Source organism: Blautia sp. OM07-19, from assembly GCF_003481595.1.
Classification (GTDB): domain Bacteria; phylum Bacillota; class Clostridia; order Lachnospirales; family Lachnospiraceae; genus Blautia_A; species Blautia_A intestinihominis.
In genome coordinates this window covers 19,384-31,131 of the sequence record NZ_QULA01000026.1, presented here as the reverse complement: position 1 = coordinate 31,131, position 11,748 = coordinate 19,384, and the positions used below count along the sequence as shown (strand labels likewise).

Genomic DNA, 11,748 nt, shown 5'->3' with positions numbered 1-11,748 from the left:
GAACATGAAGAAGATGATTAAAAAAGTGATAGCACCAGTGTTGGTGGTTGCGGTATTGTTTGCAGTATTAAGACCGTTTTGCATCCAGGATGGGAAGTGCAATTATCTCTTGCTGTTACTTCTGATGGGGATACCGTTTGGAATTGGAAAAATGTGTGTCTGGATGGTTCCAAGAGGTTTTGACCTCGGAGGCACGCTGGCAGTATGGACAATGAATCTTCTGATCGGAGGATTGATCGGAAGCATCGTTCTTCTGGCAATGATTGGACAGGCAATCATTTATCTCTGCGTTTTTCTGATTACAGTTCTTACAGGGATACATAAAATACCGAGAATAAAATGAAATAGATTTTTTGAAAAGCAGCTAAGACAAAAATTAGCTGCTTTTTTTCGGGAAACTTTGCGACACAATGGCGTAAAGTTGGAACAAATTGCAGGAAAGGAGACACCGTATTGAGCAATCGTGCAATTTCCACAGAACTTATTGAATTGGGAGAACGAATCAGAAAACGCAGGCAGGAAATGAAGTTGTCACAGGAATCTTTTGCGGAAAAAGCAGGTATCAGTGTCAATACGGTCAGCAGGATTGAAGGTGGTCAAACGGCAATGTCTGTTGAGATTTTCAGGAAGATAATTGAGATATTGGAAACGGATGCCAATCTCCTGCTGGGAAAAGAGGGAGGCGGTACAGAGAAGCAGGAATCAATTCAGGAAGTGCTTTGCCGGATTCAGAAGATGGAATGGAAAGAGCAGAAAATTATCATGCAGACCATAGATTCTCTAATAGACAGTTTTAATGAATACAGGTGAAATTTCACCATATATGGGGTGCAAAATAAAAAAACTCCCCATATATGCTAAGGATAATAGAATCCTGTGTTGTTAAAATGGAAAACAGAGAGATAAAGAAGGGAGATAGGATTGATGACAAGGGAAGAAAATTTGCTTTATCGGAGGCAGTGTCCTTATGATGCAATGGGAGACTATTCTGTTTTGATGGAAAATGAAAAGAACATAAAAGCAGAAAGAAATGCCAAGAAGTCTGATCCTGGCATCAGACGGAAAATAAAGTAGAGAATATTGTAACTATTAGAAAGGGCAGTAAGGAAGTTTCAGGCTCTCGTTAAAAAAAACGGGTGTACCGGAAGCTGTGTTTTACTGCCCTTTTTGTCAGTTGATCAGTAAAAATCCTATCCTTTCTGCTGATGGGCACCTGTTGCCAACAGGCAGAAAGGTGGTAATTATGCTTACATTGCAGGAATTGAAACAGGTTGTAAGTAACAGGGAAGAAAGAAGAAAGGTTCCGTCCGCTAAATATTTAAGAGAAAACGATGTAGCAGTTGCGAAGCAAAGGTTGATGGATTGTGCGGAAATTATCGCATATCAGACCGGATATGTTCTCTATTGTGTGGGGGACTATGCAACGGTTTTTCCGTTATTTACCTGTCGAGATTATGTGTATGAAGCAGAAAGAAAAATAGCAGTTGTTGAGGAGAATTTTTTTGATGATCAACCCTGGTATGTAAGGCTGATATTAGAAGGCGAAGACCGGCTGTGGAGAAACAGGGAAACACGAGAACATAATAATTGCATTTCGTATAGCTGTATTTCCGAAGAATGGTGCGAATTGGCAGATAAAGGACAATGTCTGCTTGAAAGAATCATTGCAGAGGAAACAGTCAGGGAGTTGATGAATCTGCTGACAGAGCGACAAAGACAGATGATACAGCGTATTTATTTTCAGCAGCAGACACAAAAAGAAGTCTCGCATGAACTGGGTATTACAGTTCCGGCAGTATCAAAGTGTATTTCACAGGCAATGCAGAAAATGCGGAATAATTCGGATGACTCTGCCAGAGCATTGGAAAAAGGAGACTGGAAGTATGCCTGGTAAAAAGCCAAAAGAAAGACAACGCTATATGCTGCGTGTAAATGATACGCTTGTGGAAGTTACCAGGGCAGTATATCTGGCCTGGTATCAGGCTGGAAGAAAAGAAAGATACCAGGTTGAAAAAATGCAGAGGCATGGAGTATGCAGTATGGAGGAATTACAGGAAAAAGGCTATGACTGCTCTTTTTCGGTAGTATCACCGGAAGAAATCGTTATCAGATTGTCAGAAATACGGGAACTGGAAAAAGCTCTGGGATATTTGACTAAAGAGGATGCGGAACTGATAACGCTATTGTTTTTTGAAGAATTTACAGTAAAAGAAACAGCACAGTATTTTGGGTGCTGCCCAAAGACGATTAGAAACCGGAGGAAGAAAGTATTGGAGAAGTTAAAAGAACAACTGGAAAACACATAAAACAATGTTGGAATAAAAATTTCTAAAAAATTTTTCAAACAGGTTAATTTTTGCCCTTTCACACATGCGGTTAGTGAAGGGGCAAATGTCTATTTTCAATTCGAGATAATAATACCCCTTAAAAATTGAACCTTGACAATTTCATACCAGCAGCGAGAGGATACCCGGAACTTTTCAGCTACGCATTCTTGCGGCGGGAATCCGGTGAAAACGTGAAGGGATACAGATGGGAGGCACCCTTTGCAGGAACGATTACGAATTACCTCTTGCGGCTTAATGCTTGATCCTGAACTTTACCTGAGTGTCATTCCTGTTTTACAGGATGACAGCAGATACCATGTGGCGGTGTTTCAAAAAAGGCACTGCCATATGAATGTGCTGTTATCAGAGTTATTTCTGTATCAGCAATAAGATGTGGGAGGTGGTTCCAATGATTGAATAATGCAGGTGTGAGCCTGCATGAAAACAGGGCAGATAATAGAAGAAAGAGAGGATTCAGTCAAAATGAAAATGAGATTCAAAAGATTCTTGTCCGGATTTATGGCAGTCGCAACACTGGCTTCTGTCATTATTCAGCCAGTAGCAGTTTCGGCTTCTGAATTAGAACCGGAAGAAATACCATTTGAACAGCAGTATGCGGAATTAAAAGATGTTCAGGATTCCCTTAATCCAGACGAGATCGTAAAGGCAAATGACATTGAACTTTCTTATGGGCAGGAATTTGATGTAGAAGTTGATCTGTCTGGAATCGAAGGTGTAGATGAAAGTAAGATCAAGATTTTATTCCATGAAGCAAAGAATGAAACTGGTACAGATTTCGACACACATACACCGGATACTTACAAGGCTGTCTATGCAGTGGAACCAGTCAGCGGTCATCCTGCTTATAGAATCAGCAGAAATATTACAGTGAAAGAACCGGAAACAGAAGTGCAGTCAGAGCGTTCTTCGGACAGTACAGTGAATGTTGAGGATGATACTGGGGATACGGAGCAGAGCGAGGAGGATTCGGAGTCGTACCGGGAAACACAAAATTCTGAAAGCACAGCAGATTTGGAATCTGAATTAACCGTTTCAGAAGTACTGGAACAGGCAGAGAGTAATGGCATTGATCTGTATGCAATGGAAGCCGGAGAAACAGTAACCTTTATGGCTGCGGCAGGCAATGCCAGAAGTTCACAGCAGGTTTCTGTGACCAGAGGGGCAGAATACCGATATGCAGATTATGGATATGGAACATATCTTACTTATCAGTACACTGTAAAATTCGGTAATATATCTGCTACAGCATACTGTGTGCAGCCATCCAAACCAGGGCCAGGAAGTGGAACCTATACGATCAATAAAGTTGGTGATGGGAAAGCACTTGCAAAAGTGTGCTATTACGGTACAAAGGCTTCTGGTGATGATGGCTTTTTTACAGAAGAAAACGGATATGGCAATTTAAGTACAGGAGCCAGATTTATCTTGGTACACCTGGCAGCATCTTATGCAAATGGAAGTGGGGATGCTTTTTCAGGTGCAAACAGTACAGCACAGAATCTGGCAATGAAACTCTATAATTACTGTATTTCACAGCCGGAAATTCCAGATGTGGCAATGTCCTTTTCGGATGCAGATGTAAAAGCCTATGTGGATGGCAACAGTCAGAGAACAAAGGATATTACATTTAATGCGGATGCGTTACAGACCATTACCATGAAACTTCCAGCAGGTGTACAGCTTCATAACCTGACAACAGGTAAAACAAGTAAAGCCGGAGAAAGTGTGGAAATTTGTGGTGGTACAAAGTTTTATCTGTCTGCACCATTAACACAGGTGAGTGATGTGGCAGGAAGCTGGTCTGCAACCATGAAAGGAAGCATTACCAAAGATTATTCAGCTTATAAGATTTCAACAGGTTCCGGAAACCAGGATCTGGCTCTGGTATTTGGTGAAGGCGTTGATGATGAGAAATATGTAGATTTTAAAGTATCCTGGGTACAGCAGGCAAGTGTTAAGGTGATCAAGAAAGATGCCAAGTCAGACGCAAAGCTGTCTGGTGCTGTCTTTGGATTATACAGTGATGCAGAATGCACAAAACTGATCACACAGTTACCTGCGACGGATGAAAACGGTGAAACGTCCGTACAGATTACTAAGACACAGGATACTGTATATCTGAAAGAGATTACAGCTCCAAGCGGATATCGTATCAATGCAACAGCTTACAATGTGAAACTGGAAGTCAGTAAGACAACAACTGTTACTGTTCCAGATGAAGAACAGATGGGACAGCTTACCGTTTATAAAGAAGGTGAGGTTCTGGTTGGTGCAGATGTAACAGAAAATGGAACAACATTTAAGTATGAGAAACGCAGACAGAGTGGTGCTGTTTATGATGTGTATGCTGGAGCAGATATTAAAACTGCTTATGGTACAAAAGTTTACAGCAAGGGTGATCTGGTAAAAGAGAATCTGACAACAGATACAAACGGAGCTACCGTTCTTAAAAATCTGTATCTTGGTACATATATTGTAAAAGAGAAACAGGCTCCGACAGGATTCTATAATGCCGGAGAGGAAAAGACAGTAACATTATCCTATGCAGGACAGAATGTGGATGTTGTTTTCACTGAGACAACCTTTACTAATGACAGACAGAAAGTAGAAGTAATGGTAACAAAACAGGATGAAGATACAGAAAATCCTCTGGCTGGAGGAATCTTTGGACTTTATGCTGCAAGTGACATTACCAACGTGGATGGAACCGTCATTGTAAAGAAAGGGACACTGATCCAGAAAGCGACAACAGGAGCAGACGGAACAGCGAAGTTTACAGCAGACCTGCCGCTTGGATTTTCTTATGATGTGAAAGAAGTGCAGGCACCGGAAGGGTATGTGAGAAACACAGATGATGTTTATACGTTTGCTTTCTCTTATACGAATGATAAAGAAGCAAAACAGACATTCAAGCATACATTCAAAAATGAACGTGTGACAGCTAAGATTTCTCTGCAGAAGCAGGATAAAGAAACCAAAAAGGCAGTCCCACAGGGTGATGCCACTCTGGAAAAAGCAGTATATGGACTGTATGCTCGTGAGGATATTGTGCATCCGGATGGTGCTACTGGCGTGATCTATAAAGCAGGAGAACAGGTTGCCACTCTTACGACAGATGAGAATGGACAGGCTTCTGTGGATGGATTATATCTTGGTAATTACTATGTGAAAGAGATTACTCCTCCAACTGGTTATCTGGTAGATGAAGAAGAACATGATCTGGTCTGCAATTACGAAGGAGATCTTGTAGCAGAAGTAAAACGTGACTGTCTGTCTCTGGAGCAGGTAATGAAACAGCCATTCCAGATTATCAAGGCGGCAAATAACGGAAAGACCGATGCCGACTTACTGAAAGGGGCAGGATTTACCGCTTATCTGGTATCTTCCCTGAAAGTAAAAGAGGATGGAAGCTATGATTTTGATTCTGCAAAACCGGTAGTGATCGGGGAAAACGGAGCAACAGAAATCTTTACAGATGAAAAAGGTTATGCCTGCAGTATTGCGATTCCTTATGGAACTTATATTGTGCGTGAAACCACGACACCTCATAATTACACTCCGGTAGATGATTTTACAGTGCGTATCACTGAGAACAATCCGAACCAGCCACAGACATGGAGAGTGCTTCTGGATGACGAGTTTGAAGCGAAACTGAAAATCATCAAACAGGATGATGAGACGAAAAAGGCAGTGCTTCAGAAGAATACAGAGTTCAAGATTTTCAACATGGACACTGAGAAATATGTGGAGCAGGTAACAACTTATCCGACTACGGTAAAACATAAATCCTATTTTACAGATGAGCAGGGATATTTGATTCTTCCGCAGAATCTTAAAATCGGACATTATCGCATTGAGGAAGTAAATGCACCTTATGGATATACTTTGAATGAAAATTACTATGAGGTAACAGTAGATTCCAATACTGCATACCAGATGGACGGAATTTCCGGGGATGTGATCATTGAAGCAGTTTATGAGAACCATCCTGTTAAGGGTGAACTGACTATCGTGAAAAAGGGCGAAGTTCTGGACGGATTCAAGGATGATTTTACATATCAGACAGAAAATCTGGAAGGGGCAGAGTTTGAGATTTACGCTGCCGAGGACATCTATACTGCAGATTTCCAGAAAGATGATAATGGAAACCGTATTCTGGAATATGCTGCTGGAACACTGGTAAAAACGGTTACAACGGATAAAGATGGAAAAGCGGTCCTGAAAAATCTGCCGCTTGGAAGCTATAAGATTGTTGAAAAGACAGCACCGGATGGCTTTGTTTTAAACAGTGAAGCACAGATCATTACTTTTTCTTACAAAGATCAGGAAACACCAGTCATTGAACAGACAGCTATCTTTGAAAATGACCGTCAGAAAGTAGAAATTTCTGTGGTAAAACAGGATGCTGATACAGAAGCAGCCGTTGCAGGAGCAGAGTTTGGACTTTATGCAAAGAATGATATGAAAGGTCATGGAGCTGTAATTGTGAAAGCAGACACACTGCTTGGAAAAGCTGTTTCCGGAGAAGATGGAAAGGCTGTATTTACACAGGATCTTCCATTTGGTGAGTATTATATCAAAGAACTTGCAGCACCAGATGGTTATGTATCTTCTGATAAAGTTCTGGAAGTAAAAGCAGAATATCAGGGACAGGATGTTAATGTAGTACAGTTATCTTCTGTATTTAAGAACCAGCCTACAAAGGTTGTAGTTTCCAAGTCTGATTTAACTACTGGCGTGGAATTGTCAGGTGCGACACTTACTGTTCTGGACAAAAATGGAAATGTAGTTGATACATGGAAATCTGTAAAAGGCGAGCAGCATCTGATTGAACGACTTGCTGTAGGAGAAAACTATACTCTCAGAGAAGAAATGGCTCCTTATGGATACCTCAAGGCAGAAGAAATCACTTTTACGATTGAAGATACCGGGGAAATCCAGAAAGTTGAAATGAAAGATGATGTGCCAACAGGAACGATTATCATCAATAAAAATGGAGAATTTCTGGATAAAGTAACTGCACTGGATTCCGTTGGAGGCTGGATTAAACATTTATTCCAGTATGTAACAGGCAGTCTGAAAGATGTTACTTTTGAAGTTTATGCTTTAGAAGATGTGAAGTCTGCTGACGGAGAAAGTGAAGATTATTATAAAAAAGATGAACTGGTGGCAACCATTACAACAGATGATACCGGTATTGCAAAAATATCCGGACTTCCGCTTGGCAAATACTATGTAAAAGAAAAAGCTACAGAGGATGGTTTTGTACTGGATAATGAAGCAAGAGAGATTGATCTGACATACCGGGATCAGGATACTGCAGAGGTTACTTACTCTGCTGACTGGCAGAATAACCGCCAGAAAGCGGAAGTGGAAGTTGTGAAAAAAGAGAAAGATTCTGATCGTGTACTGGAAGGTGCGGTATTTGCCCTCTGTGTCAAGGATGATATTACAGGAGCAGACGGAAAAGTAATTCTGAAAGCAGATACTGTGATCGAGGAACTGGCAACAGACAAAGAAGGAAAGCTGACTTTTACGGCAGATTTACCGATTGGTTTTGCGTATTATATCAAAGAAACATCTCCGGCACCTGGATTTGCAATGACAGATGAAACACAGGAGTTCACGTTTGAGTATGGAGGTGCAGAAAAGGAAAAAGTATCTTATGCTTTTACCTTTGAGGACGAGCCGACTGTAATCGAGATCACCAAGACTTCCCTGACAGACGGAAAAGAACTGGAAGGAGCTAAGTTACAGGTAACTGACGAAAGCGGTAAAGTTGTAGATTCCTGGACTTCCGGTAAAGAAGCTCATATCATCAAAGAACTGGTAGTCGGACAGAAATATACTCTGACAGAAACAAAACCGGCAGATGGTTATGTGACAGCAGAAAGCATCACGTTTACCGTTGAAGATACTGCAAAGTCACAGAAAATCGAAATGAAAGATGATGTGACCAAGGTAGAAATTTCCAAAACGGATATTTCCGGTAAGGAACTGCCAGGAGCAAAACTGACCATTCTTGATAAAGATGGTAAGACAGTAGAGAACTGGACTTCTGAGGAAAAACCACATTACATAGAAATGCTTCCGATTGGAGAGTATACACTTCGTGAAGAGTCTGCCCCTGATGGATATCTGGTAGCTGAAGATGTGAAATTTACAGTGGAGGATACCGGGGAGATCCAGAAAGTAGTGATGAAAGATGAGGTAAAACCGGAAGAAACACCAACGCCGGAAACACCGTCTACACAGGTAACAGATACACCGAAAACAGGAGATGATACACACATGCTGATTTGGATTCTGCTTGCGATTGCAGGTATGGCAGGCAGTGTATCAGCAGTTTGGATTACGAAAAAAAGAAAATAAAAGTTAATGGAGGGGCATTTATGGGCAGCAAAGTCATAGATGCCCTTTTGAATGATGAAAGGGGTATAAAATGAGAACGTTATTGATTATTGCAGGAATTCTTCTGGTATTAGCAGTCAACTTTGTTCTGTACTGCTGTATCCGGGTAGGAGCAAAGGAAGACCGTCTGTTGGAAAACCATAGAAAGGAACAGATTGATGCAGGAAGAAGTGAATGAAAAAACAGTGTCCCTGTGTATCACTGGCGGAAAAGTGACAGTTCGTTTATTGAAACAGGCAATGATGCGTTTTCTGGCAGCAATAGAGAAAGAAAAAGCAGAGAAAGCAAGAAAACAGCAGGTAAAAGGACCGCCAGATAAAGATTATCATGGGAAGCAGAGTTTAAAGAAGCTGGCACAGCAGAATGTTCAGCTTTCCAACATTGAGATTACGGATAACAATATTAAGGCTTTTGAAAAAGTGGCAAAAAAGTATGGCATTGATTTTAGCCTGAAACGTGATAAGTCCGTAGTTCCACCGAGATATTTTGTTTTCTTCAAGGCAAGGGATGTGGATGTGATGACAGCGGCATTTCGGGAATTTACCGGAAAGACATTGAATAAAACAAAGAAACCGTCTGTCCGTAAGAAATTACAGCAGGCAATCGCAGCCCGCAGCCAGGATAAACAGAGAGAACGGGAAAAATCGAAAGAAAAACAGAAGGAGCCGACCTTATGAGTGGGATAAAAAATATAAAGAAAAAACTGAAAGGATTTCAGGTGCGTCCCCCGAATGCAGAAGTGATAAAAAAGGTTCTGTTGCATATTCCGTATGTGGTTGTATTTTATGTGGTAAATAAATGCACCTGGCTGTATCAATATTGCAGAGGCAGTACAGTGGTGGACAGGCTGATGGTTCTTCTTATGAACTATCCGTTAGCGTTTAAAAAGTTGTTGCCGAGTATACAACCGAAAAGTCTGGCTGCGGGAACTATTGCTGCAGTCAGTGTGTGGGCAGTGGTATATTTCAAAGGAAAGAATGGAAAGAAGTTTCGCCAAGGGGAGGAATATGGTTCTGCCAGATGGGGAAATGAAAAGGATATAGCACCTTTTATTGATCCGGTCTTTGAGAATAATATTCTGTTGACACAAACGGAACGTCTGACCATGAACAGTAGACCAAAGAAACCAAAGTATGCCAGAAACAAGAATGTCATAGTGATTGGGGGATCTGGCAGCGGTAAGACCAGATTTTATGTGAAACCACAGCTTATGCAGATGCCGGATAATGTGAGCTTTGTGGTCACTGATCCCAAGGGGACAATTATCGTAGAATGTGGTAAGATGTTAGCACGAGGGACACTGAAGAAAGATAAAAATGGGAAAATCCTGCGTGATAAAAATGGCAGAGTGGTAATGGCTCCTTACAAAATCAAGGTGCTGAATACCATCAACTTTGCCAAAAGTATGCACTATAATCCGTTTCATTACATTCGTTCGGAAAAAGATATTCTGAAACTGGTAAATACGATCATGGTAAATACCAAGGGAGAGGGAGAAAAATCTTCCGAGGATTTCTGGACAAAAGCGGAACGTCTGCTGTATTGTGCTTTGATTGGTTATATCTACTATGAAGCACCGGAGGAAGAACAGAATTTTTCAACCCTGCTGGAATTTATCAATGCCAGTGAAACCAGGGAAGAAGATGAAGAGTTTAAAAATGCAGTGGATTTGTTATTTGAGGAGCTGGAAAGAGACGAGCCGAATCATTTTGCAGTAAGGCAGTATAAAAAATACAAGCTGGCTGCAGGAAAGACAGCAAAAAGTATTTTGATCAGTTGTGGTGCCAGACTCGCACCCTTTGATATTGCGGAATTGCGGGAGCTTATGTCTTATGATGAGATGGAGCTGGATATGATCGGAGATCAAAGAACTGCATTGTTTATTGTAATCTCTGATACGGATGATACATTTAACTTTGTGGTTGCCATGATGTACAGTCAGCTTTTCAATCTGTTATGTGACAGGGCCGATGACGTTCATCATGGAAGATTGCCTTATCATGTAAGAATCCTCTGTGACGAGTTCGCAAATATCGGTCAGATTCCGAAGTTCGATAAGCTGATTGCAACGATCCGAAGCAGGGAAATTTCTGCTTCTATTATACTCCAGTCCCAGTCGCAGCTCAAGACAATTTACAAGGATGCAGCCGAAACCATTACCGGGAATTGCGACACAATGTTATTCCTTGGAGGTAAGGAAAGTACCACTCTGAAAGAAATTTCGGAGACGCTGGGAAAGGAAACCATTGATTTATATAACACTTCTGATACAAGAGGACAAAGTCGGTCTTACGGTCTGAACTATCAGAAAACAGGAAAAGAACTGATGAGCCGGGACGAACTGGCAGTCATGGACGGCAACAAGTGTATTTTGCAGCTTCGTGGTGTCCGTCCGTTTTACAGTGATAAATTTGACATTACAAAACATAAACGGTATCAGCAGTTATCCGATTATGATAAAAAGAATGAGTTTCATGTGGAAGAATATATGAAACATCAGATGGAAGTCCGGTTAAGTCCGGAAGAAGCGTTCGACCTTTATGTGTATGAAGGCAGTGAACTGGAAAAACAATCAAATAGTGAAAATGAAGGCACAGAGCATGTAACGTAAAACATACATAGCTCTTTTTTTTATGCCCTTTTGGGAGGTAGTGATATGCATAAGCATGAAAGACCGCCCATCAGGGCGGAACCCTCCGAGTAGTAACCGTTAAAAAATCACAATGAAAACAGCAGTTACGAAAGGAGAACATAGATTATGGCGTTTTTTACATCTGCAATTAATATTTTACAGACTCTGGTTGTTGCAATCGGAGCTGGTCTGGCAGTTTGGGGAGTTATCAATCTCCTGGAAGGATATGGAAATGACAATCCCGGAGCCAAGTCACAGGGAATCAAGCAGCTTATGGCAGGTGGAGGTGTCGTTCTGATCGGTACACAGCTTGTACCATTACTGGCGAATTTGTTTTAGCCGGGGCAGTAGGAAAGG

The 11,748-nt window shown here is 41.3% G+C and carries 10 protein-coding genes; all 10 read left to right on the top strand.

All coding sequences use genetic code 11. The annotated features are described in order from the left end of the window. Positions 1–4 precede the first annotated feature (4 nt). The 10 genes from DXC01_RS15020 to DXC01_RS14985 all read left to right on the top strand — a co-directional run bounded on the left by DXC01_RS15020 (position 5) and on the right by DXC01_RS14985 (position 11,730). A complete protein-coding gene (locus tag DXC01_RS15020) occupies positions 5–343 on the top strand; it encodes a DUF6050 family protein (RefSeq protein WP_062807135.1) in 339 nt (112 codons plus the stop codon). Positions 344–453: 110 nt separating this feature from the next. Continuing rightward, positions 454–810 (top strand): helix-turn-helix domain-containing protein, encoded by a 357-nt coding sequence (locus DXC01_RS15015; RefSeq protein ID WP_082809054.1) that lies wholly within the window; start codon positions 454–456, stop codon positions 808–810. Between the two features lie 114 nt (positions 811–924). Then, a complete protein-coding gene (locus DXC01_RS20350; protein ID WP_015543441.1) occupies positions 925–1,074 on the top strand; it encodes a hypothetical protein in 150 nt (49 codons plus the stop codon). Positions 1,075–1,243: 169 nt separating this feature from the next. After that, positions 1,244–1,894, top strand: coding sequence for a sigma factor-like helix-turn-helix DNA-binding protein (locus DXC01_RS15010; RefSeq protein WP_062807136.1), 651 nt, complete (start codon positions 1,244–1,246; stop codon positions 1,892–1,894). Next, complete coding sequence (locus DXC01_RS15005; protein ID WP_062807137.1) at positions 1,884–2,306, top strand: RNA polymerase sigma factor; 423 nt, start codon at positions 1,884–1,886, stop codon at positions 2,304–2,306. Before DXC01_RS15010 ends, DXC01_RS15005 begins: the two co-directional genes overlap by 11 nt. Before the next feature lie 504 nt (positions 2,307–2,810). Next, positions 2,811–8,720, top strand: a complete 5,910-nt coding sequence (locus tag DXC01_RS15000) for a SpaA isopeptide-forming pilin-related protein (protein ID WP_082809065.1) — start codon at positions 2,811–2,813, stop codon at positions 8,718–8,720. Positions 8,721–8,790: 70 nt separating this feature from the next. Further along, positions 8,791–8,937, top strand: coding sequence for a hypothetical protein (locus DXC01_RS20345; protein WP_002594282.1), 147 nt, complete (start codon positions 8,791–8,793; stop codon positions 8,935–8,937). Continuing rightward, positions 8,918–9,436, top strand: coding sequence for a PcfB family protein (locus DXC01_RS14995; RefSeq protein WP_002594281.1), 519 nt, complete (start codon positions 8,918–8,920; stop codon positions 9,434–9,436). The genes DXC01_RS20345 and DXC01_RS14995 overlap by 20 nt, the downstream gene beginning before the upstream one ends. Beyond that, the gene (locus DXC01_RS14990) at positions 9,433–11,370 is read left to right on the top strand and encodes a VirD4-like conjugal transfer protein, CD1115 family (protein ID WP_062807139.1); all 1,938 of its coding nucleotides are present in this window, start codon (positions 9,433–9,435) and stop codon (positions 11,368–11,370) included. Before DXC01_RS14995 ends, DXC01_RS14990 begins: the two co-directional genes overlap by 4 nt. A gap of 147 nt (positions 11,371–11,517) precedes the next feature. Then, positions 11,518–11,730, top strand: coding sequence for a Maff2 family mobile element protein (locus tag DXC01_RS14985; RefSeq protein ID WP_005421639.1), 213 nt, complete (start codon positions 11,518–11,520; stop codon positions 11,728–11,730). The last annotated feature ends 18 nt before the right edge of the window (positions 11,731–11,748 follow it).

Excerpts from the sequence above, each read along its gene's own strand:
- DXC01_RS20345 (WP_002594282.1), top strand. The coding sequence starts at position 8,791 with ATGAGAACGTTATTGATTATTGCAGGAATTCTTCTGGTATTAGCAGTC.
- DXC01_RS15000 (WP_082809065.1), top strand. The coding sequence starts at position 2,811 with ATGAAAATGAGATTCAAAAGATTCTTGTCCGGATTTATGGCAGTCGCA.
- DXC01_RS20350 (WP_015543441.1), top strand. The coding sequence starts at position 925 with ATGACAAGGGAAGAAAATTTGCTTTATCGGAGGCAGTGTCCTTATGAT.
- DXC01_RS14995 (WP_002594281.1), top strand. The coding sequence starts at position 8,918 with ATGCAGGAAGAAGTGAATGAAAAAACAGTGTCCCTGTGTATCACTGGC.
- DXC01_RS14985 (WP_005421639.1), top strand. The coding sequence starts at position 11,518 with ATGGCGTTTTTTACATCTGCAATTAATATTTTACAGACTCTGGTTGTT.
- DXC01_RS15020 (WP_062807135.1), top strand. The coding sequence starts at position 5 with ATGAAGAAGATGATTAAAAAAGTGATAGCACCAGTGTTGGTGGTTGCG.
- DXC01_RS15010 (WP_062807136.1), top strand. The coding sequence starts at position 1,244 with ATGCTTACATTGCAGGAATTGAAACAGGTTGTAAGTAACAGGGAAGAA.
- DXC01_RS14990 (WP_062807139.1), top strand. The coding sequence starts at position 9,433 with ATGAGTGGGATAAAAAATATAAAGAAAAAACTGAAAGGATTTCAGGTG.
- DXC01_RS15005 (WP_062807137.1), top strand. The coding sequence starts at position 1,884 with ATGCCTGGTAAAAAGCCAAAAGAAAGACAACGCTATATGCTGCGTGTA.